Annotated in this window: 16 protein-coding genes; 12 read left to right on the top strand and 4 right to left on the bottom strand. The window is 44.5% G+C overall.

The window, feature by feature from the left end; all coding sequences use genetic code 11:
- Window positions 1-63 precede the first annotated feature (63 nt).
- The 9 genes from MusilaSJ_RS13290 (at window position 64) to MusilaSJ_RS13250 (ending at window position 13248) form a co-directional block, all read left to right on the top strand.
- Window positions 64-1191, top strand: coding sequence for an acyltransferase family protein (locus MusilaSJ_RS13290; RefSeq protein WP_274990380.1), 1128 nt, complete (start codon window positions 64-66; stop codon window positions 1189-1191).
- Window positions 1192-1526: 335 nt separating this feature from the next.
- Complete coding sequence (locus MusilaSJ_RS13285) at window positions 1527-3434, top strand: beta-N-acetylhexosaminidase (protein ID WP_274990379.1); 1908 nt, start codon at window positions 1527-1529, stop codon at window positions 3432-3434.
- Window positions 3435-4021: 587 nt separating this feature from the next.
- Window positions 4022-6340, top strand: coding sequence for a PSD1 and planctomycete cytochrome C domain-containing protein (locus MusilaSJ_RS13280; RefSeq protein ID WP_274990378.1), 2319 nt, complete (start codon window positions 4022-4024; stop codon window positions 6338-6340).
- Window positions 6341-6344: 4 nt separating this feature from the next.
- Window positions 6345-7802, top strand: a complete 1458-nt coding sequence (locus MusilaSJ_RS13275) for a DUF1501 domain-containing protein (protein WP_274990377.1) — start codon at window positions 6345-6347, stop codon at window positions 7800-7802.
- Window positions 7803-8053: 251 nt separating this feature from the next.
- Window positions 8054-9079, top strand: coding sequence for an NHL repeat-containing protein (locus MusilaSJ_RS13270; RefSeq protein WP_274990376.1), 1026 nt, complete (start codon window positions 8054-8056; stop codon window positions 9077-9079).
- A gap of 25 nt (window positions 9080-9104) precedes the next feature.
- Window positions 9105-11261 carry a c-type cytochrome domain-containing protein gene (locus tag MusilaSJ_RS13265; RefSeq protein WP_274990375.1) on the top strand — a complete coding sequence of 719 codons (2157 nt, stop codon included), beginning with the start codon at window positions 9105-9107 and terminating at the stop codon, window positions 11259-11261.
- 269 nt (window positions 11262-11530) lie between these two features.
- Window positions 11531-12538, top strand: a complete 1008-nt coding sequence (locus MusilaSJ_RS13260) for an NAD(P)H-dependent glycerol-3-phosphate dehydrogenase (RefSeq protein ID WP_274990374.1) — start codon at window positions 11531-11533, stop codon at window positions 12536-12538.
- 30 nt (window positions 12539-12568) lie between these two features.
- Complete coding sequence (locus MusilaSJ_RS13255; protein WP_188834325.1) at window positions 12569-12880, top strand: hypothetical protein; 312 nt, start codon at window positions 12569-12571, stop codon at window positions 12878-12880.
- Between the two features lie 47 nt (window positions 12881-12927).
- Entirely contained in the window at window positions 12928-13248 is a 321-nt protein-coding gene (locus MusilaSJ_RS13250; RefSeq protein WP_090530718.1) for a hypothetical protein, read from the top strand.
- Window positions 13249-13486: 238 nt separating this feature from the next.
- On the opposite strand, the gene MusilaSJ_RS13245 is transcribed toward MusilaSJ_RS13250, so the two are convergent.
- Window positions 13487-15292 carry a DEAD/DEAH box helicase gene (locus MusilaSJ_RS13245; protein ID WP_274990373.1) on the bottom strand — a complete coding sequence of 602 codons (1806 nt, stop codon included), beginning with the start codon at window positions 15290-15292 and terminating at the stop codon, window positions 13487-13489.
- Window positions 15293-15666: 374 nt separating this feature from the next.
- Window positions 15667-16134 (bottom strand): DUF4293 domain-containing protein, encoded by a 468-nt coding sequence (locus MusilaSJ_RS13240; protein WP_091167471.1) that lies wholly within the window; start codon window positions 16132-16134, stop codon window positions 15667-15669.
- 128 nt (window positions 16135-16262) lie between these two features.
- Here MusilaSJ_RS13240 and truA point away from each other — a divergent pair, with 128 nt between their 5' ends.
- Together truA and MusilaSJ_RS13230 are read left to right on the top strand one after the other, a co-directional pair.
- Window positions 16263-17069: a tRNA pseudouridine(38-40) synthase TruA gene (truA, locus tag MusilaSJ_RS13235; RefSeq protein WP_274990372.1), complete on the top strand. Its 807-nt coding sequence runs from the start codon at window positions 16263-16265 to the stop codon at window positions 17067-17069.
- 164 nt (window positions 17070-17233) lie between these two features.
- On the top strand, window positions 17234-18985 hold the full coding sequence (locus tag MusilaSJ_RS13230) for an ABC transporter ATP-binding protein (protein ID WP_274990452.1): 1752 nt from the start codon (window positions 17234-17236) through the stop codon (window positions 18983-18985).
- A 129-nt stretch (window positions 18986-19114) separates the two neighbouring features.
- On the opposite strand, the gene MusilaSJ_RS13225 is transcribed toward MusilaSJ_RS13230, so the two are convergent.
- Entirely contained in the window at window positions 19115-19318 is a 204-nt protein-coding gene (locus MusilaSJ_RS13225) for a hypothetical protein (protein WP_090530730.1), read from the bottom strand.
- A gap of 108 nt (window positions 19319-19426) precedes the next feature.
- Window positions 19427-20968 carry an L-piperidine-6-carboxylate dehydrogenase gene (gene amaB / locus MusilaSJ_RS13220; protein WP_274990451.1) on the bottom strand — a complete coding sequence of 514 codons (1542 nt, stop codon included), beginning with the start codon at window positions 20966-20968 and terminating at the stop codon, window positions 19427-19429.
- 238 nt (window positions 20969-21206) lie between these two features.
- Between amaB and MusilaSJ_RS13215 the strand changes: the two genes are divergently transcribed.
- Window positions 21207-22610 carry a tetratricopeptide repeat protein gene (locus MusilaSJ_RS13215; RefSeq protein WP_091172989.1) on the top strand — a complete coding sequence of 468 codons (1404 nt, stop codon included), beginning with the start codon at window positions 21207-21209 and terminating at the stop codon, window positions 22608-22610.
- The last annotated feature ends 72 nt before the right edge of the window (window positions 22611-22682 follow it).

The raw sequence follows: 22682 nt of genomic DNA, 5'->3' as shown, positions 1-22682 counted from the left end.
TATTATCTTGCCTTAACATCCCTGCTTCTGAAAAGCTGATTATAAACATTTTTAAACCCATTTATGGACAAATCATCATCGCGGTTTTTATCGCTGGATGTATTTCGTGGCATGACTTTATGCTTCATGATCATTGTAAATACGCCGGGCAGCGGAGCAGCCCCTTTTTCGCCACTTGAACATGCCGCATGGCATGGCTTCACCCCAACCGATCTTGTGTTCCCTTCTTTTCTGTTTGCCGTAGGCAATGCCATGAGCTTTTCAATGAAACGCTACCAGGAAATGGGCAACGCGGCTGTGTTAAGCAAAATCTTCAGGCGAACGCTGCTTATATTTTTAATAGGATACCTCATGTACTGGTTCCCTTTCTTTTCAATGAGCGGCGGCTTTCATTTAAAACCTATTACACATACCCGAATTATGGGTGTTTTGCAGCGAATCGCCCTGTGTTATTGCTTTACCTCGCTTATGATCCATTTCTTTTCTAAACAAACCGTTTTTATTTTATCCGGTTTGTTTTTAGTGATCTACTGGATCATCCTGCTGGTGTACGGCAACCCTGCCGATCCGCTGAGCATGACCGGCAACGCGGGTATCTACCTTGATAAGTTTTTGTTCGGCGTAGATCACCTGTATCACGGTGAGGGTATTCCGTTTGAGCCGGAAGGTGTATTAAGCACATTGCCGGCAATTGTTAACGTTGTGGTTGGATACTATGCGGGTAAATTCATTCAACAAAAAGGCAAAGGTTATGATGCCACTACCAAGTTGCTGTTAACCGGCTGCCTGTTCATCTTTTTAGCCTTATGCTGGAATATGGTTTTCCCGATCAATAAAAAGCTGTGGACAAGCTCATTTGTACTGGTTACCACCGGGTTGGATTTGGTGATCCTGTCGGCGCTGATCTACGCGCTGGAGATCAATAACTGGAACAAAGGCAACTGGGCCCGATTTTTCACCATCATGGGTAAAAACCCGCTGCCAATTTATGTGCTCTCTGAAATATTGTTGATCCCGGTGAGCATGATCATGATAAGCAACACAAATGCCGTGGATTGGATAAATACAGCTTTTTACCAGGCCATAGCCCCCGGCCCGATTGGATCATTGCTATTCGCCATCAGCTTTATGATGATTTGCTGGCTGGTTGCTTATATGCTTGATAAACGGAATATTTATATCAGGGTGTGATTCGGAATGTCGGATTTCGAATGTTCGATTTCGGATTTTTTGATTTCACCAATTTGTCTGAACCGGGATTTTGGGGGATTTGTAGGATGGACAGGAGTTCTATCGACCGGCGGCCATGAGGGCACCGCCGCATGCTTTGCAAATTCAAAAAATTCTAATAATTCCTTAAAATTCGAGTTCAGACAATATCCTGGTCATCCCCAAATCCTAAAAATCACGGTTCAAACAATATCCTGATCACCTTTAAATCGTAAAGATCAAGGTTCAGAAAATATACTTCTTAATATTATTTAAAAAGTTTAATTTGCGTACATCCAATTAAATAACAATTCTTTATGAAGAAATTATCCTTATTGCTTTGCGGCTGTATGGCACACCTGCTTTCTGTAGCCCAGGCAGCTAAACCAGCCCTGGCGCTTATCCCGCAGCCTGTAAAAGTTACCCAAACTACCGGCCAGTTTGTATTGCCCAAAACGGTGGTTGTAGAGGCCGGTTCTTCGGCCGATGTGGCAAATGTAACAGCCTATCTTAAAAGAAAACTATCTACCGCTACAGGTGCATTCATCACCGTAAAAAGTGTTGCGCACACAGCGCCTATCAGGCTCATCTTAAATAAAACAGCCGATACGGTAATCAAAACCGAAGGCTATAAACTATCAGTAACACCTAAAAAAGTAGTGATCCGTGCTAATGATGCCGCGGGATTATTTTATGGTGTACAAACGTTTTTCCAGCTGCTGCCTAAAGAAATTGAAGGATTAGAAGTAGCCAAAGGGATAAAATGGACCGCACCCTCGGTTGAAATTACCGACTATCCAAGGTTTGGATGGAGAGGATTGATGTTTGATGTATCACGCCATTTTTTTACCAAGGCCGAGGTTAAGCAATACATCGATGCTATGGTTAAATACAAATTTAACCTGCTGCATTTGCACCTTACCGATGATGAAGGCTGGCGCGTGGAGATCAAAAGCCTGCCAAGGTTAACCGAAGTAGGATCGCACAACGTTAAAAAGGTAGGCCAGTTTGGTACGTTTACTCCACCTACAGCAGATGAGCCACGTACCTACGGCGGTTTTTATACCCAGGAAGATATCAAAGAGTTGGTACAATACGCCAAAGACAGGTTTGTGAACATCCTGCCCGAAATTGACGTTCCCGGCCACAGCCTTGCTGCGATAGTTGCCTACCCCGAGCTTTCATGCACACCGGGCGCCGATAAATACGTAGTAAACTCGGGCGAACCTTTCATGGATTGGAGCGGCCCGCATAACCGCGCTATTGTCGACAATACCCTTTGCCCGGCCAATGAAGCTGTTTATACTTTTATGGATAAGGTAGTTACCGAAATTGCGCAGTTGTTCCCCTTTGGCTATATCCATTTAGGGGGCGATGAGTGCGCCAAAAATTTCTGGGAGCAAAGCGATGCCATAAAGGCATTAATGGCCAAAGAAAACCTGAAAGACATGAACGAGGTACAGGCCTATTTTGAAAAACGGCTTGAAAAAATAGTAGAATCAAAAGGTAAAAAATTCATGGGTTGGGACGAGATCATTGAAGGCGGTCTGGGCCCTAATGCCGCGGTTATGAGCTGGCGAGGTATTCAGGGAGGCATCACCGCTGCTAAAGCTGGTCATGAAGTGGTAATGAGCCCAACTACGTTTGCTTATTTAGATTACATGCAAAGCGACCGCGTGAACGAAACAAAGATTTACGCCACGCTTCGCCTAAACAAAACCTACTCTTGGGAGCCGGTGCCCGACAGTGTGGATGCACGTCTCATTAAAGGTGGCCAGGCCAACTTATGGACAGAGCAGGTATACAACATTCGCCAGGCCGAATATATGACATGGCCTCGTGGCATGGCCATTGCCGAGGACGTATGGTCGCCAAAAGGAACTAAAAACTGGGACGGGTTTTTCGGCAGGGTAGAGAAGCACTTCCCGCGCTTTGATGAAGCCGAAACCAAGATAGCCCCAAGCGCTTATGACCCCTCATTTGACGCGGTGTTGAATCCTGATAGTACGTTAAAAATCACCCTGACCAATGAGGTAAACGGACTGGACATTTATTACAGCTTCGACAATTCGTTCCCGGACAGATTTTATCCTAAATACACAGCGCCGATAGATGCGCCTAAAGATGCCACTACATTAAAAGTGATCACCTATCGCGGTAAAAAACCAATTGGCCGTATGGTTACTATGCCATTGGCTGAGCTGAAAAGCAGGATTAAAAAGTAAGAATAATTCATAAATAAAAAGCCCTCCGAAATTCAATCCGGAGGGCTTCCTTATTTAATTACCTTCAGCCGTCGATCCGCTCCGGCCGGGTGGTCTTTGCGCTAAAGGTTTGTCAGTCCAAATGGCTGAAAGCCCCGGTTAAAAACATTTGGGTAATTGAGTTTGGCGTGATCGCCTGTGTGATGGTATTCCCGCCGGCCTTTTATTGCCGGCCCAATCCGCGGTATCCCCGTTTACTGGCGGTTCATTGACTGCGGCTTCGGTATTTTTGGGATCATCCCTTTATATATCGTTTACCGGGATATTAAAAAGTTGGAAAAGATGAGCAATCAGAACATTGCTCGTTTACATTAAATAAAACAAATATTAGCCCGTCGATTCAATTTTTGGCTCATCGGCTATTCCGCGTTTATTCTTTAAAAATACCCTCCTCTGCTTATATGTAAAAACATTTGTACAAAATGTATGAACATATCATTTTTCATGCTATATTGCCCCTGCTAAATCAATTTGGGGTACAAATATGTATTTGCAAATTGTGCTGTAAATTATATAACTTTAATCTCTGTTTAACCAATTTTAAACCCATGTACCGGAAGTTGTATTATGTGTGGCTTACAATAGCCATTTGCACGCTGTACACGCTTTATTCCTGCCATTCATCAGGCGGGATAACCGAAGAACAGGTGCCCGATACCATCAGCTACAACTTTAATATCCGGCCGATACTTTCAGACAAGTGCTATAAATGCCACGGCCCTGATGCGTCACATCGCGAAGCCGACCTTAGGCTTGATCTTCCGGAGAGCGCCTATAAGGCATTAAAAGATAACCCATCATCGCATGCACTTGTCCCCGGAGATCCTATGCAATCGGAGGTTTATCGCCGAATCTCTACCAAAGATACCACCGAGCAAATGCCGCCGGCGTCATCCAATCTAAAGAGGTTATCGCCCTATGAGGTTGAACTCATTCACAAATGGATAAAACAGGGCGCCAAATATGAAAAGCACTGGGCTTTTGTCGCTCCGCGAAATTACCCGGTTCCGCAGGTTAAAAACATGGCATGGCCTAAAAATGAGATTGATAACTTCATACTGCAAAAAATGGAGCGGGCCAGCCTGGAGCCTAATCCCGAAGCGGATAAAGAACGCCTGCTGAAACGCATTTCACTCGATTTGACCGGTCTGCCGCCATCCCTTGCTTTAATGGATGAGTTTTTAGCCGATAAAAGCGCCAATGCTTACGAAAAAATAGTGGACAAGCTGATGGCAACTCCGCAATACGGCGAAAAAATGGCGCTGCACTGGCTGGATGTTGCCCGCTATGCCGACTCGCACGGTTATCAGGATGATAATTACCGCACCCAATGGCCATGGCGCGATTGGGTGATCCACGCCTATAATGAAAACCTGTCTTATGATAAATTCATTACCTGGCAATTAGCTGGCGACCAACTCCCAAACGCCACTAAGGAGCAGTTGCTGGCAACAGGCTTTAACCGCAATCATAAAATAACCGAAGAAGGTGGTGTAATTGATGAGGAATACCGGGTTAGTTATGTAACCGACCGTACCAATACCTTCGGCAAAGCACTATTGGGCGTCACGTTGGAATGTGCTCATTGTCACGATCATAAATACGACCCTTTTTCGCAAAAAGAATACTACCAGGTTTATGCCTTTTTTAACAATGTGAAGGAAGTGGGACTGCAGTCAACCGTGGGCGGGCCCGAAACCTATGCTAAAAACCCGATGATGAAGATCAGCAATGAGGATGTTAAAAAGATCCTGACTTTTGTGAACAAGCGCGATACCGATAAGCTCATTGTATCCATCATGGCGGATAGTGGCAAGGTGCGGCCAACGTACATCCTTAAACGCGGCAACTACGATGCCCATGGCGATGAGGTGCAGGCCGGTACGCCCAAATCCATATTACCATTTAGTAATAATTACCCAAAAAACCGCTTAGGCCTGGCCGAATGGCTGTTCAACAAAAATAACCCGCTCACCGCACGTGTGTTTGTAAACCAAATGTGGCAGGAGTTCTTCGGCAAAGGCATTGTAAAAAGTTCTGGAGATTTCGGCATGCAGGGCGATTTGCCATCGCACCCAGAACTGCTGGACTGGCTTGCCGTTGATTTCCGCGATCATGGCTGGAATATTAAACGGCTGGTAAAACAGATGGTAATGTCGGCCACTTACCGGCAATCGGCAGCGGCCACACCCGAAAAACTAAAAGAAGACCCTGATAATACTTTATTAGCGCGGGGCCCAAGAGGCCGTTTACCGGCCGAGTTTGTGCGCGATCTGGTATTGGCCAGCAGCGGCCTGCTTAATCCAACCATTGGCGGCCCGAGTGTTAACCCTTACCAGCCGCCCGGCCTTTGGGAAAATGCCACCTCGGGCAGGGGTATTTTGGCTAATTATAAACAGGTGCACGGGCCAAACCTGTACCGCAGGGGAATGTATACCCTAATTAAACGTACCGTTCCGCCTGCATCATTAGGCATTTTTGATGCCAGCAACCGCGACCAGTGCGAAGTAAAACGCCTGCGTACCAATACCCCTTTGCAGGCTTTGGTTATGCTTAACGATCCTACAGTATTAGAAAGCGCGAGGGTTTTAGCTGCAAAGCTTTTGCAGGACAAAAGCACATCTACAGAAAAGATCACTAAAGCATTCCGGTTGATTTTGAGCCGCCATCCGGAGCAAAAAGAACTGGCCATTTTAACATCATATTATGCTGATGAACTAAAAACCATGAAAAAGGCTGATGCCGAAAAACTACTAACGGTAGGCGAATACCCGGTACCCGCCAATTTGGATGAGGTAACATTAGCCTCCATGATGAAGGTGGTTGATACCATGTATAATCTGGAAGAAGCAATAACAAAAACCTGAGCACATGGAAAAAGATTTTTTAGAAAACAGGCTTAACATTAACCGGCGCAGGTTTTTATCAAGGCTCAGTTTGGGCATTGGCAGCGTGGCGCTGGGCTCATTGCTCATTCCCGATCTGTTTAGTGGCAAGGGCGATGAAGCCGAAGCTGATTTTATCCCCGGCATTCCCAATTTTGCGCCAAAGGCAAAGCGGGTAATTTACCTATTTCAGGATGGAGCGCCATCGCAGTTGGAATCGTTTGATTACAAGCCCAAACTGCGCGAAATGATGGGGCAGGAGCTACCTGCATCTGTCCGCGGCAACCAGATCTTAACAGGGATGACCGCCAAACAGGCTTCGTTCCCGCTGGTAGGTTCATTTTATGATTTTAAACAATACGGAGAGTCGCGCGCCTGGATCAGCGATATGTTCCCACATATAGGCAAAATTGCCGATGATATCTGTATTATTAAATCGCTTAACACCGATGCCATTAACCATGACCCCGCGCTAACTTTTTTCCAGACAGGGGCACAGCAGGGCAACCGCCCAAGCATGGGTTCATGGGTAAGTTATGGTCTTGGCAGCGAGAATAAAAATCTGCCTGCCTTTACAGTATTGCTGTCTAAAGGCAAGGGAAACGGGCAGGGCGTTTACTCCAAATTGTGGAGCAATGGCTTTTTAGATTCCATTCACCAGGGCGTACAGTTCAGCAGCGGCGAAGACCCAATACTGTACCTGAATGATCCTGAAGGATTGAACCGTCACGAGCGCCGCAAAATGCTGGATAAACTGGCCGAGCTCAATGACATGAATTATAAGGAGTTCGGTGACCCGGAGATAAATACCAAGGTACAACAATATGAAATGGCTTACCGCATGCAAACCGCCGTACCCGAAATTATGGACGTAAGCAAGGAATCGGATGATATTGTGAAAATGTACGGGCCCGAATGCTTAATTCCCGGTACTTATGCAGCTAACTGTTTGCTGGCCCGCAAACTTTCTGAAAACGGCGTTCGCTTTGTGCAGCTCTATCACCAGGGCTGGGACCAGCACAGCAACCTGCCACAGGAAATGGCAGGGCAAGCTAAAGATGTCGACCAGGCATCCGCAGCACTGGTTACTGATTTGAAACAACGCGGCCTGTTGGATGAAACACTGGTAATCTGGGGCGGTGAGTTCGGGCGAACCAATTACAGCCAGGGTAAGCTGGAAAAAGCCAATTACGGTCGCGACCATCATCCCCGCTGTTTTAGCATCTGGATGGCCGGCGGCGGTATCAAACCAGGGATAGTTTACGGCGAAACCGACGAGTTTGGTTATAATATTGTAAAAGACCCAGTGCACGTACATGATTTTCATGCCACCATTTTAAATCAATTAGGCATCGACCATAAAAAATTAACTTTTAAAAGCCAGGGCAGAAGATATAGGCTGACGGATGTAGCGGGGAATGTGGTGAAGGGGATAATAGCGTAAGGAGCCTCACCCAACCCTCTCCAAAGGAGAGGGCTAAAAAATTAAACCCGTCATGGCGAGGAACGAAGCAATCCCCGAGAGGTAGAGCGGCCATACAAATCCGCTTTGTAAAGATCGCGATTGCTTCGTTCCTCGCAATGACGCGATGGAGAAGGAATCAAAATCGGTGTAATCGGTGAAATCACCCAACAATCGGTGTAATCAAAAGAAATAAAATCAGCGAAATCAACGCAATCATAAAAATCAACGGTATGGAAAGAAGAGAATTTATCAAGCACACTTCAGTTTTATCAGCAGGCTTTTTTATAGCCAAAGATTTGTTAGCGAAAGACGACGGGCCAATTTATGGTCATGGCAATATGCGCTACCGCATGGATAAAAACTGGAGCAAGGCCGATTCACAGAAAAACCCGGTGAATGATTGCCACGAAATGGTGCAGGATTCAAAAGGCCGCATTTTGCTGCTCACCAACGAAACCAAAAACAATGTGCTCATTTATAATAAATCGGGCAAGCTGCTGAGTACCTGGGGCCACGATTTTCCCGGCGCACATGGCCTCACCCTGTTTAATGAAAACGGTACCGAAGTACTGTTCATAACCGATACCGTAAAACACCAGGTTTATAAAACCACGCTTGATGGCCGTATATTAATGACCATTGATGTGCCGCTCGAAACCGGCGTTTACAAAAAAGCCGAAGAGTTTGTTCCAACTGAAACCACCATCGACAGTAATGGTGACATTTTTATTGCCGATGGCTACGGCGCACAGTATGTTACCCATTATGATAAGGATGGTAAACTAAAAGGCTTCTTCGGCGGTAAGGGCGAAGGCGACGAACATTTGGATAACGCGCACGGGATAGTGATAGACAGGCGTTACGCCACGCCAACATTATTGGTTACAGATCGCACCCGCAACTGCTTTAAACGCTTTAGCATGGATGGAAAATTGCAGGAAGTAATTAAGCTACCTGGAGCCTGCGTTTGCCGTCCGGTGATTAAGGGAGATTATTTGTATGCTGCAGTACTTCGCTCGCCCGATCTGGGCAAGGAAAATACCGGCTTTACTACCATATTAGATAAAAACAACAAGGTTATATCAAACCTTGGTGGCACCGAGCCTGTGTACACTGATGGCGTGCTGCAGCCCATGGCCCAGGCCGAAAAGATTTTCCTGAACCCGCATGATGTTTGTGTGGATAACGACGAAAATTTGTACGTAGCACAATGGGCATCGGGCAAGGTATATCCTTATAAATTCACAAGGGTTTAATTAATACACATACAGCCCGGCGTATATGAAAAGCAGCCACAAAGGTTTTGCGGAAGGGACATTATTTGCCCTTAATACTTTTATTGTAGTGCTGCTTATAGCCGGCGATAGCCTGGTTGTGCCCCGCTGGCTGCAGCCTGTTGGCCGCATGCACCCGCTGATCCTGCATTTCCCTATCGTGATACTGATGCTGGCCACGGTGATGGAGTTTTTCCGTTACCGGGCCGAGTTTATTAACGAAAAACTGTATCAAACCTTTACAAGTTACCTGCTGCTGCTGGGTGCATTACTGTCATCAATAACGGTGATCATGGGTTTGTTCCTTTCAAGGGAGCCAGGTTATGAGGGCGATACTTTGCAATGGCATAAATGGTTTGGTGTAAGCGTTGCTTTTGCCGGATACGGCGTATATCTCATCCGTCATACCTCAAAGTATACGGTAAGGTTGGCTAAAGCCGGAGCTATAATAACCGTTTTCTGTTTAATTGTTGCCGGGCACCTTGGCGGCAACCTTACCCACGGCAATGATTTTGTTTTAGGCCCGGTAATGGATAAAAGCAAAAACGTGGTACCGATAGACCAGGCCCTGGTTTATAACGATGTGATCCGCCCCATATTTGAGGTTAAATGCCAAAGCTGCCATAATGCTGATAAAATGAAGGGGGGCTTAATGCTTACCGATTCGGCGGCTATCATGAAAGGCGGCAAAAATGGTAAGCTATTTATAGCCGGCGATCCGGCCATGAGCCTGTTACTGCAACGCGTACACCTGCCCGAAACCGAAAAGAAACATATGCCTCCAACCGGTAAAACCCAGCTTACCGATGATGAAAAAATGCTGCTTTACCTGTGGATAAAAAGCAAGGCCGGTTTTAGCAAAAAAGTAATTGATTTGCCTGCTTCTGATTCCTTACGGATGATAGCTGCCACCCATCTAAAACCAGCAGAAAGCGAAGAGGAGGACTACGATTTTTCGGCAGCCAATGAAAAGGATATTCAAAAGCTCAATAATAATTACCGGGCAGTTTACCCGTTAGCTAATGAGTCGCCGGCACTGGCGGTTAATATCTACAATAAAAGCACGTACAATGTTAAGGTGCTTGACGAATTAAGCCCGGTTAAAAAACAGGTAGTATCACTTGATTTGAATAAAATACCCGTAAAAGATGCCGACCTAAAAACCATTGCCAAATTTGAAAATCTGCGCAGGCTAAACCTCAATTTCAGCGATGTTACGGGCAAGGGGCTAAAAGAATTATCCGGTTTAAAATATCTCAAAAGTGTTTCGTTGGCAGGCGTTAAACTTACTACAGCCGACGTAAAACAACTCATCGCCATAAAAAGCCTTAATGAACTGGCGGTATGGGATAGCGGCCTGAACCCGGCCGACCTGCAATCGCTTCAAAAACAAAACCCCAAACTTAGCCTGTTAACCGGCTTTAAGGATGATGGTAAGGCGCTTAAGCTCACCAGTCCGCAGTTAAAAAATACGGCGGTTATATTTAAGCAGAGTTATGCTTTGCAACTTAGCAACCCTATAAAAGGTGCGGATATTCGGTACACTACTGATGGTTCGGTGCCTGATAGTATCAAGGCTGCATCTTACAAACCAGGCATCGTATTTACACGAAGTACGGTGATCAGGACAAGAGCATTCAAAGCCGGATGGATTGGCAGCGATACCGTACAATTCAATGTTTATAAATGTGCCTACACGCCTGATAGTATCAGCTTTATCAAATATCCTGACGACAAATACAAAGGCGATGGCGCTAAAACAATTATCGATAAAGATTTAGGCGGCGACAATTTTGGCAACGGAAAATGGGTTGCATCGCAAAAGGATCTGGCGGTGATCATGTGGTTTAATAAACCAATTGATCTGCGTTCGGTTGGCCTCAATGTCATGCGTAATACAGGTTCCCAGATCTTTTTGCCTGCCGGGGTTGAGGTTTGGGGAGGCTCTGATCAAAACCATCTCAAGCTATTAAGTACACTTAAAACAGGGGCACCAAAAAAGTCTGACCTATTTGCTTTGATCCCATTGGAATGTAAGTTAAAATCCGAACAAAAGATATCCTGCATCAAACTGGTTGCCCAACCGCTTAAAAGCGTGCCGGCGTGGCATCCCGCCAAAGGCAAGCCGGGCTGGGTGTTTTTGGATGAAGTGTTTTTGAATTGATGTTTAACAACTAATAGCATCTTGCGCTCCCCTGTGATTCTTTAACAGACCATCCGGACAAAAAGAAACCCTGGGGCATGCAAACTATCTTAAACTCTTTATCTTAGAAAAGAAAAACGGAAGCATCGGCCCGGAGGCAGGTTATTGTATTGCAAAAAGGCTCAAAAAAGTGGTAGGCCCACTTTTTCTCTCATTCGCCAATCTGCATAATATTTCATTAATTTGCTTGGCCGATTAAAACCAGGCAGCGATATTTCTATTATTTATTGATGGATAAAAAATTAAACAAGATCACAGTTGTTGGCGGAGGAAGCTGGGCTACGGCTAATATCAAAATGCTTATCGACAACCCCACCCCAAAAGAAATTTTTTGGTGGATGCGTAACGCCGAAGCTGTGGAACATTTGAAAAAATTTGCGCGTAACCCGCATTACCTGAGTTCGGTTGAGATCAAACTTCCCGAACAGAATATATCTACCGATCTGAAACCGCTTATAGCGGCTGCTGATATTGTATTGCTTAATGTACCGGCTGCTTTTTTGAAAGATGCGCTAAAAGATATTACTACTGCCGATCTGAAAGGTAAAAAAATAGTGTCGGCTATAAAAGGTATCGTGCCCGATGAAAACCTGATAATTGCCGAATTTCTCCATCAAAAATACGATATATCGTTTGATGATTTTATGGTGATCAGCGGTCCGTGCCATGCCGAGGAAGTGGCGCTCGAAAAATTGTCATATTTAACTATAGCTTCCGGAGATACAAAACTTGCCTCGCAGTTTGCGGGAATGATCAATACCCGGTATATCAAAACAAACATTTCTGACGATATTTATGGTACAGAATACGGGGCTGTTTTGAAGAATGTATACGCCATTGCCAGTGGTATTTGCCACGGTGTGGGCTATGGAGATAATTTCCAGGCGGTGCTGATATCAAACGCTATTCGCGAATTAGAGCGTTTTGTCGCCGCTGTACATCCTATCGACAGGGATATTAAAGAATCGGCTTACCTGGGCGACTTGCTTGTCACTGCTTATTCGCAATTTAGCCGTAACCGCACCTTTGGTAACATGATAGGCAAGGGATATACAGTAACATCGGCCCAACTGGAAATGAACATGATTGCCGAGGGGTACTATGCAGTAAATTGCCTACACGAGGTTAATAAGCAATACGGCGTGAGCATCCCTATTTGCGAAGCTGTTTATGCCATTTTATATCAAAAACGCTCACCTGTGTTAGAAATGAGAAATTTGGCCGAGAAATTGAGTTGATTTTATTAAAAAAACTTAATTACCGTCAATATGAAAAATCTGTTTAAAATAGCCCTGTTTGCTGCCGGTACATTTATGGTTAGCCCGGGCTTTGCCCAAACGCATAAGGATTCAACCCTCGGTGGTAAGATCAGCAAAACCACAAAAAAAATAGGCCATAAAACATCCGAGATTGCGGCTAAAGGTGCTGCTACGGTAGCTGATAAGAAATATGCCGGCAAGGCCGGTCCTAATGGCGAAACCATTTACATTGATAAATATTCGCATTATTTTTATGTGAATAAAAAAGGTCACCGGGTTTATCTGAAAAAATCTGAACTGATTGATAAACCTACCCAATAATTAAATTCAACAAAGGCGTAAGCCGTTCTAAAAAATCCTGATCCGTCATGAAAAAGTTTGCTCCCATATTTGCTGCAGTTGCAGGGATGTTATTGATATACGCTTGTTCTCAGCCGCCGGCCGCCAATAAAAAGCTGGAAGGTAACTGGAAATCAAAAGATGGTGCTACCAAGCTTTCGATAACGGATAAAGATTTTATTATGGACGACGGGCAGGCGAGCAAAGAGGATTATTTTGTAAAAAATGATACTATTTACACCTCATACCAGGGGAGCAGGCCTTATACCAAGTTTTTTATTAAGGAACTTACCGACAGTAAGCTAACGCTTTGTTATCCTGATTCGGATATTGTTGAATTTAGCCGTTAATGTAGGCTGAAAGCTGAATGCTCAAAGCCGAAAGCTCATAAGTTTTATGGATAGGTTGAAGCTCGCTTATGAATGAAAAAAAGCCGGACTTATATATAAAACAAAAGCCTTTGTTCCCGTATGCAGCGGTAAAAAGGCTTTGTTAACAAAACTAAACTAAAACTAATGCTTCTTACTAAAGGAAGCTCATGAAAACCACCACATGCTTTGCACATGGTGGTTTTTTTATCATGGATGATTAAAATCTCCTTCTGCGCTCAGGACGATCTTCACGGGGCTTGCCTGAAAAATCACGGAAGCCACCACTGTGTTCGCGGCGTTCGTTACTACGGTATCCGCCTTCACGACGGTCACCACCACGGTAGCCACCTTCACGGCGATCCCCGCCACGGTATCCGCCTTCACGACGTTCGCTGGTGCCTTCGCCTGAGATCTCGATCCTTACCGGACGACCTTTATATTCGGCTTCTTTAAAGCTGGCCATCACTTTATCAACATCTTCGTTCTGCACTTCAAAGAATGAGTAAACACCTTTAACATCGATCTTACCAACGGTACGGCCGCTTATTTTGGTAGTGTTACAGATGTAACCTAACAAATCGCCACGGTTAAACTCGTCAACCGAACCAAGGTTTATAAATAAACGGGTGTAGTTACCTCTTACGCCGTTGCCGCGTTCGCCGCGATCTTCAAACCTGTTACGGCCTTCTTCAATGCTGGCATTCAGGTCGGGAGCGTTTTTATAATAATCAAGGAAACGGTTAAACTCAATTGAAGCAAAGCGTTTAATGAAATCTTCCTTGGTGAAATCTTTAAACTCGTCATAAATGCGCGGCAGGTATTGCTCAATCTGCTCTTCGTTTACAGTTACGTTATGTACCTTGTGAACGATAGAGAACAATTGTTTTTCGCAAACATCAAAACCTGTAGGGATCTCAGCTTTCACGAATTTTTTACCAATAACACGCTCAATCTGGCGGATTTTGCCTAATTCTTTGGCGTTAACGATAGAGATTGATACACCGGTTTTACCTGCACGGGCTGTACGGCCGCTACGGTGAGTGTAGTTTTCAATCTCGTCGGGTAATGAATAGTTAATAACGTGAGTTACATCGTTAACGTCGATACCACGTGCTGCAACGTCAGTAGCAATTAATAATTGCAGGCTGCGCTCACGGTAGCGTTTCATCACTTTATCGCGTTGTTGTTGTGAAAGGTCACCATGCAATGAATCAGCATTGTAGCCGTCTTTGATCAGTGATTCAGCAATTTCCTGTGTTTCAATTTTGGTACGGCAAAATACGATACCAAAAATATCAGGGTTAAAGTCAACAATACGTTTAAACGCGGCATACTTGTCACGGGCACGTACTATATAGTACTCATGCTCGATATTGGCATTGCCGGTGTTTTTTGCGCCCATAGTAAGCTCGAAGGGATCGGTCATGTATTTTTTTGCGATCCGCCTAACTTCGGCAGGCATGGTGGCCGAGAATAGCCAGGTTTTTTTCTCTTCGGGTGTGGTAGATAAGATACTATCAATGTCTTCCTGAAAGCCCATATTGAGCATTTCGTCAGCCTCATCCAATACTACATACTTCACAGCCGAAAAATCAATAGCCTTACGGTTAATGATATCAAGCATACGACCTGGTGTAGCTACTACGATCTGTACGCCGCGTTTGATCTGGCGTAACTGATCCATAATGCTTGCACCACCATAAACGGCAACAACGTGTACGTTGTTCATTTTTTTGGCGTAATTCTTAATGTCGTTCGCGATCTGTAAACAAAGTTCGCGTGTTGGGCATAAAACAAGTGCCTGTGGATGATTTTCTTCGAAATCAAGCAGTTCCAACAATGGTAGGCCAAAGGCAGCAGTTTTTCCGGTCCCGGTTTGGGCTAATCCGACAAAATCGTTGCTGCCTGTTAACAATACCGGGATTGACTGCTCCTGGATTGGTGTAGGATTCTCAAATCCTAACTCAGAGATGGCATTAACAATATCATGACGGATTCCCAGTTCAATAAATGGGTTGTTCATGAATTTAAATAACGAATTTGACAACATCGTCAAATCGGGCGCAAAGATAGCGTTAATGTTTTACAATTCCAATAGGTAGGCTGAGATAAAATGAAGTTTAGTAGTATTATTGAGAATACGTTACTAATTGACTGAAAAAAAACCAGTTAATTAATAATTTCATAACAAGGATTATCTTTTTTCTCCGGTTTCTAAAGGTCGATTTTTAGATAACAAGGAGTTTTAGTGAGCATGAAAGTCATAAATCATTGCCTGTTTTACACCGGGATTACAAAAAAGTAACTTAGGTTTTAGCCATAAGCTCCAGGTAGATAAAAAGAAAACCAAACTTATGACTTCCGACTTAGTACTGTCGACTTAACACTAACCCGGGTTTACCTCAACCTGTCGGCCGATTTTACCAGCTTCTCATCTTTTTTTATGCTTTTTTGCGCGAAGATGATCAGTATGATACTTAATGAAGTAAGGAACAGGCCAATGCCCATCGTGCGTGTGTCAAGCGTAATGCTGCCTGCTGCGCCTTTAACAGTTTGTGCCATCCAGAAACTATAGCCGATAAGTACCAGTATAGCACTGTAACAGAAGGCTATTTGCTGTTTTCGGTTTTTATATAGAAAAATGATGACCAAAGGAATAAGGGCAACAATAGCTGTTATAGCGGTGAGTGCCACAAATGTTTGGGTATGCTGCTGTACGCCGTTCACATCCTGGTAAATACCGGTAACCATAATGCTTGAGGGCTTATCATTAATATAAACATTGTGGGCAAGCGGAAAAAAGAAAAGGGCGAACAGCACAAGGCTGGCGAACAAAAGGTAAATGCTTTGGATGCGTTGAAGCATAGTATTTAATTATTATATGGGCAAATATAATTGTTTTGCTTATAGAGTGTAGCCGATTTATTGCTCCCTGAAATACTATGACCAAATTATGAGCCTGCCATAGGCGGCAGATTATTAACTTTGCCGTCGTGAGCACAAATCAGCGTTATTTTATTGAACTGGCCTACAACGGCACCGCCTATCACGGCTGGCAAATACAACAAAATGCCGTAAGTGTACAGGAGTTGCTGAACAAGGCCTTAAGCACAATTTTACGACAGCCTATAGAAACAACCGGCTGCGGCCGTACAGATACAGGTGTGCACGCCAAAGAGTTCTTCGCGCATTTCGATATTGAAGGCCATAGTCCATGGTCCATGGTCGATAGTAAATCCTCAAGCTATGGTCTATCGACTATTGACTATGGACATAAAGTGAGGGGCCTCAACGCCCTGCTTCCACCTGATATCGCTATAAAAAATATTATCCCCGTTCATGCCGATGCGCATGCCCGTTTTGATGCCACATCGCGCTCGTATCAATATCATGTTCACTTTAGTAAAGACCCTTTTTTACAGGGGGCTTCCTGGCAATTGCGTGATGTGCCCAATATCGGCCTGATGAACCGGGCAGCAGTTATCATGATGGACTATATTGATTTTAGTTGTTTCAGTAAATCAAACACCCAGGTAAAAACCAATAACTGCAAAATTACCAGTGCCGAATGGGTGAAAACCGACAGTGGCATCGTTTTCCATATCACTGCCGACAGGTTTTTGCGTAACATGGTACGCGCCATTGTGGGTACATTAATGATGATCGGCCGGGAAGAAATATCTCCCGAAAGCATTCGCGAAATTATTGAAAGTAAGAACCGCTCAAACGCCGGCACCAGTGTTCCGGCCTGCGGCTTGTACTTGACGGAGGTGAAATATCCGTTCCTCCTAACCCACTAAAGGGGGAATAATGGTGCAGAATAGAATTTTAAGATTTATAATTATACCTTACATTTGAAATAGTGGCAAAAAAGGAAGAAAATACTAATAAGCAGGCACCCTCTTCAGGGGGCAGGGGGGGCGTAACCGGAAAGGCCCTCGACTGGAAGCTGCTTGGCCGCGTAATGCATTACGTTAAGCCGTATAACAAAACCTTTGTTATAGCTACTTTCCTGACTATTTTTATAGCTGCCAATGCTTTGCTGCAGCCTATCCTGATCCAGCGTACGCTGGATGTCAACATTTTGAACGACGATTATAACGGCCTGGTTTTTATGGTTGAGCTAATGATAGCTCAATTGATTATTCAAACTATTGCGCAGTACTACCAAACTTATTTAACCAATGCGCTGGGTCAATATGTGATCCGTGATTTGAGGATCGATATTTTTAACCACATTACTGGTTTAAGATTAAAATATTTTGACCGTACGCCTATCGGTATGCTCATTACGCGTACCGTGTCTGACCTGGAAACTATTGCTGATATTTTTTCGGAAGGGTTGATTTCTATCATGGGCGATATGCTGCTGGTAATCGCCGTGATTGGCTACATGCTTTGGCAGGACTGGAAACTGGCCCTGATTACGCTCATTCCGATGCCCTTCCTGTTTGCTTCAACCTATGTGTTTAAAGAGGCTATTAAATCATCTTTCCAGGAGGTACGCACGCAGGTGGCAAGGCTCAATACCTTTTTGGCCGAACATATTTCAGGTATCAGCGTGATCCAGATCTTTGCCCGTGAAGACCAGGAGATGCGTAAATTTAAAGCCGTAAACGAAAAGTACCGCGATGCCAATATCCGCTCAAACTGGTATTATTCCATATTTTTCCCTGTAGTTGAAATCCTCTTTGCCATTTGTATGGGCCTGTTGGTTTGGTATGGTTGTAAAAGGATGCTGTCTGACAGTCAAATGGCTGCTATTACCGTATCGGGTAAAGGCATTACTCCCGGGTTGATCACCAGCTTTATCGTGTTGCTGAATATGCTGTTCAGGCCTATCCGCCAGCTGGCCGATAAATTTAATACCCTGCAAATGGGCATGGTAGGTGCCGACAGGATTTTTAAAGTATTGGATACCGACGAGGTGGCCGAAAATAAAGGCACACTCACAACAGGCAGGCTGCAGGGCGATATTAGCTTTGATAAAGTATGGTTTGCCTATAATGATGAAAACTGGGTGCTGAAAAATATCAGCTTCCACATCAAGCCAGGCGAAACATTGGCTTTGGTAGGGGCAACCGGCGCAGGTAAATCATCAACCATTAATATCCTGAACCGTTTTTATGAAATTGGCAAAGGTTGTGTAAGGGTTGATGGGCATGATATCCATGATTATGATGTAAACTACCTGCGTTCGCAGATAGCAACTGTGATACAGGATGTTTTTTTATTCAGCGATACCATTGCCAATAATGTCAGCCTCAATAATCCTACTATAACCCGCGACCAGATCATAGCCGCAGCCAGAGATGTTGGCGCGCATGATTTTATCGAACGGTTACCGGGTGGCTACGATTATAATGTGATGGAACGCGGCTCAACACTTTCGGCCGGGCAGTCGCAGCTGATCTCGTTTATCAGGGCACTGGTTTATAATCCCGCAATTTTAGTTTTGGACGAAGCTACATCATCTGTTGATACGGAAACGGAGATCCTGATCCAGAATGCCATCAATAAATTAATGGAAGGCCGCACAGCTATAGTGATAGCCCACAGGCTTTCCACCATTCAAAATGCCGACAGGATCATCGTACTTGATCACGGTGAGATCATGGAAATGGGCACCCACCAGGAATTGCTTAAAATTGAGAACGGCCACTACCGTAAGCTGTATGATTTGCAGTTTAATTCAGCAGGGATTGTTAAGTCGTAGTTCTGAGTTTTAAGTACGAAGTTCTAAGTCTTAAGTTCTGATTCTGAAACCGATACTCTGCGAAACCCTTAATTTAAAACTTGAGACTTTGGACTTGCGACTTCAAACTTGCGACTCAAGACTTAGAACTCATTTCTTCGGTACACTTTTCACTGAATGAACCGGTTGTTCTTCCTTTTCATGCTTTTTGGCAATATCGCCGCCATGCGGATTATCGGCGTGATATTGTTTATCTTCTTTGCGCACTTTGCTTTTATGCCCATTGTCATTTGGCCTGTGGGTCGGGGTATCTGATGGCGAAGGTTTATCTTTTTCGTTTGCTGGCTTTGTCATGTTTTAATAACAATAGCAATGGCGCTTTGTTTAACTCCAGGTTTAGATCAGAATTTGATGTTTAATTTGTCTGAGCCAGAGTTTTGGGGGATTTTGTCAGTTCAGAAACTACAAATCAAACTTTATCCCCTGGGCTAAAGGCAGCGTTTTTGAATAGTTAATAGTATTGGTTTGCCGCCTCATATAAACTTTCCATGCATCCGATCCTGATTCCCTGCCGCCGCCTGTTTCCTTTTCACCGCCGAAAGCGCCGCCTATTTCAGCCCCGGATGTGCCGATGTTAACATTAGCAATTCCGCAATCAGAACCTGCGTAGGATAAAAATTGTTCTGCCTCGCGCAAATTATTGGTCATAATAGCCGATGACAGTCCTTGCGGAACACCATTTTGCAAATCGATAGCCTCCTCAATAGTATTGTATTTGATAAGGTAAAGGATAGGTGCAAAGGTTTCGTGCTGCACTATCTTAAAGTGATTTTCAACCTCAGCAATGCATGGTTTTACATAACAGCCCGATTCATAACCTACACCTTCCAGTTTGCCGCCTTCAACCACGAAGTTGCCGCCTTCGGCCTTGCATTTTTCAATCGACTCAAGATACAAGGCAACAGCATCTGTGTCAATCAAAGGGCCCATATGGTTGTGTTCATTCAATGGGTTTCCAATCCTGATCTGCTTATAAGCATTAATCAGTTTTTGCTTAAATGCTTCGTAAACGCTTTCGTGAATAATAAGCCTGCGGGTACTGGTACAACGCTGACCGGCAGTACCCACCGCCCCGAACACCGCGCCGATGAGCGACATATCCAGATCGGCATTTTCGCTGATGATGATGGCATTATTACCGCCAAGTTCCAACAAACTTTTGCCCAGCCTTGCACCAACCGCGGCGCTCACCGCTTTACCCATACGGGTTGAGCCTGTAGCAGATACCAAGGGAACGCGGGTATCGGCAGCCATCAGTTCACCAATGTTACGCTCGCCTATTACCAGGCATGATACACCTTCTTCAATGTTATTCTTTTTAAAAACCTCCTGCGCTATATGCTGGCAGGCAATTGCGGTTAAAGGCGTTTTTTCGGATGGTTTCCAGATGCACACATCACCGCAAACCCAGGCCAGCAGGGAATTCCAGCTCCAGACCGCTACCGGGAAGTTAAATGCCGAAATAATTCCTACTATGCCCAGCGGGTGGTATTGCTCATACATGCGGTGGTCGGGCCTTTCGCTGTGCATGGTTAAACCATACAGCTGGCGACTTAAGCCAGCGGCAAAATCGGCAATATCTATCATTTCCTGAACCTCGCCCAGACCTTCCTGCAGACTTTTGCCCATTTCGTAGGATACCAGGGTGCCCAGGTCCTGCTTGGCTGCGCGTAAAGCCTCACCAATCTGGCGCACTATTTCGCCACGTTTAGGTGCCGGGGTTTTACGCCAGGTTTTAAATGCCTTGACTGCCTGCTCAACTGCCTGGTTATAATCTGCTTCCGTTGCCAGCCTTACTGATGCTATTTTTTTGCCGTCGACCGGAGATGTTATATCTTTTACTGCGGCACCGTCACTGCTGCCCCAGGCACTGCCTGTACTAAAGGCGTCATTAATATCGTTTATATGTAAACGTTTTAGGATATCTGAAATATTAGGCTCCATAATTGTTACTTTTGCCAAAGGTAGAAATCTTTAGGGCAATTTTTCAGAATCACTCATCGCTTGCCTGTTGTATCCATTGTCATTAATTATCAATGCTTTGTATTGAACAGTTGTTAAGAATGTTTGAATGTTGAAAACTAAATTGCATTTTGGATGCTTACTTATTGTAATTTGAACTCAATAAGTCTTTACAAGGCAATTTGTCAACCTAAAGCGGATGTTCTGCAAACAAAATTGAATGGAAGAAGAATTTGAATTTGGTTTTACCGAAGACCCAAAATTCTCGGTAGAACGGTACGAGGAAATGATCAGAAATCAGGACTTGTACTTTTTTGATGCCCAGGCGTTTGAGAACATTATCGACTACTACATCGAAAAGAATGATCCGGCCAGGGCATTACAGGTAGCAGAGTACGCGCGGAGCCAGCACCCTTTTGCGGCAATTTTCCTGATTAAACAGGCCCAACTGCTTGTGGTAAGCAACAAGGTTCCGGAGGCTTTTGCCGCACTGGATCAAGCTGCTATGCTCGAAGCATCTGACGCGGATATTTATATCATCCGTGGTAACCTGTATGAAAGCCTGGAGCGTTACTCCGAGGCGCTGGAAAATTACGAAAAAGCGCTTGACCTTGCCGAAGAGACCGACGAGATCCTGCTGCACATAGCCTACGTTTATCAAAATATGGGCGATTATGATACTGCTATAACCTATCTTAAGCTTTGCCTTAAGCAAAATATGGAAAACCAGGATGCCCTTTACGAGCTGGCTTTTTGCTACGACGTAATGGATAACCAGCAGGAAAGTGTGCAGTTTTATCAGCAATATATCGATAACGAGCCCTACAGCTATGCGGCCTGGTATAACTTAGGCAACGCTTATACCAAGCTGAGCTTGTTTGAAAAAGCTATCGATGCATATGATTATGCCATATTAATTAAGGACAGCTTTGCGTCGGCCTATTTTAACAAAGGCAATGCATTGGTTAACCTTGAAAAATATGCTGAAGCTATAGAAGTGTACCGCCACACCTTTGAGTATGAGCAGCCCAATGCCGATACGTATTGTGCCATTGGCGAATGCTACGAAAAGCTGGAGCAAATGGATGATGCGCGTGCCTTCTACAAAAAATCGGTTAAGATGGATCCAAAGCTGGCCGATGCCTGGTTTGGGATAGGTGTAACCCTTGATTTTGAGGAGCGGTATTTTGAGGCCCTGCACTTTTATAAAAAGGCGCTTGACCTTGACATCGCCAATGCCGATTACTGGTTTGCTATTGCCGATGCCGAATATAAGCTCGGGCATTTAGATGAAGCAGAAAAGGCTTACGAAAAGGTGGTTGAGCTAAATCCGCTTGACATTGATGCCTGGCTGGATTACTCATCGATACTTTATGAGCAGCAAAAGCTCAATGAAGCTATTGAAATTATAGCCCAGGCTATCAAAAATAACCCCGAAGCTGCTGAGCTTTACTACCGTATGGTGGCCTACCTGTTTGCCAAAGGCGAATACAATGAAGCCCTTAATAACCTGGAGTATGCTTTAGCAGCCGATCCGGAAAAACATTACATCCTGTTTGATTACCTGCCACAATTGCAAAAGAATAAAGTGATTGTGGATATTATCAACAGGTATACTAAGTAGGGAGAATGGTTGATTGAGTTGATTAGGTGAATGGTTCTATCTCTTAAAATATGGTAAAACATGAAAAGACGC

It is taken from the genome of Mucilaginibacter sp. SJ (genome assembly GCF_028993635.1).
Classification (GTDB): domain Bacteria; phylum Bacteroidota; class Bacteroidia; order Sphingobacteriales; family Sphingobacteriaceae; genus Mucilaginibacter.
The sequence above is the reverse complement of the archived record's forward strand: the minus strand, read 5'-3'. Positions and strand labels throughout refer to the sequence as shown.

What these genes read in the sequence shown, in the direction of transcription:
- MusilaSJ_RS13240 (WP_091167471.1), bottom strand. Translation starts at nt 16,134, where the DNA reads ATGCTTCAACGCATCCAAAGCATTTACCTTTTGTTCGCCAGCCTTGTG.
- amaB (WP_274990451.1), bottom strand. Translation starts at nt 20,968, where the DNA reads ATGGAGCCTAATATTTCAGATATCCTAAAACGTTTACATATAAACGAT.
- MusilaSJ_RS13275 (WP_274990377.1), top strand. Translation starts at nt 6,345, where the DNA reads ATGGAAAAAGATTTTTTAGAAAACAGGCTTAACATTAACCGGCGCAGG.
- MusilaSJ_RS13285 (WP_274990379.1), top strand. Translation starts at nt 1,527, where the DNA reads ATGAAGAAATTATCCTTATTGCTTTGCGGCTGTATGGCACACCTGCTT.
- MusilaSJ_RS13255 (WP_188834325.1), top strand. Translation starts at nt 12,569, where the DNA reads ATGAAAAATCTGTTTAAAATAGCCCTGTTTGCTGCCGGTACATTTATG.
- MusilaSJ_RS13290 (WP_274990380.1), top strand. Translation starts at nt 64, where the DNA reads ATGGACAAATCATCATCGCGGTTTTTATCGCTGGATGTATTTCGTGGC.
- MusilaSJ_RS13260 (WP_274990374.1), top strand. Translation starts at nt 11,531, where the DNA reads ATGGATAAAAAATTAAACAAGATCACAGTTGTTGGCGGAGGAAGCTGG.
- MusilaSJ_RS13270 (WP_274990376.1), top strand. Translation starts at nt 8,054, where the DNA reads ATGGAAAGAAGAGAATTTATCAAGCACACTTCAGTTTTATCAGCAGGC.
- MusilaSJ_RS13225 (WP_090530730.1), bottom strand. Translation starts at nt 19,318, where the DNA reads ATGACAAAGCCAGCAAACGAAAAAGATAAACCTTCGCCATCAGATACC.
- MusilaSJ_RS13250 (WP_090530718.1), top strand. Translation starts at nt 12,928, where the DNA reads ATGAAAAAGTTTGCTCCCATATTTGCTGCAGTTGCAGGGATGTTATTG.
- MusilaSJ_RS13245 (WP_274990373.1), bottom strand. Translation starts at nt 15,292, where the DNA reads ATGAACAACCCATTTATTGAACTGGGAATCCGTCATGATATTGTTAAT.
- MusilaSJ_RS13230 (WP_274990452.1), top strand. Translation starts at nt 17,234, where the DNA reads ATGCATTACGTTAAGCCGTATAACAAAACCTTTGTTATAGCTACTTTC.
- MusilaSJ_RS13280 (WP_274990378.1), top strand. Translation starts at nt 4,022, where the DNA reads ATGTACCGGAAGTTGTATTATGTGTGGCTTACAATAGCCATTTGCACG.
- MusilaSJ_RS13265 (WP_274990375.1), top strand. Translation starts at nt 9,105, where the DNA reads ATGAAAAGCAGCCACAAAGGTTTTGCGGAAGGGACATTATTTGCCCTT.
- MusilaSJ_RS13215 (WP_091172989.1), top strand. Translation starts at nt 21,207, where the DNA reads ATGGAAGAAGAATTTGAATTTGGTTTTACCGAAGACCCAAAATTCTCG.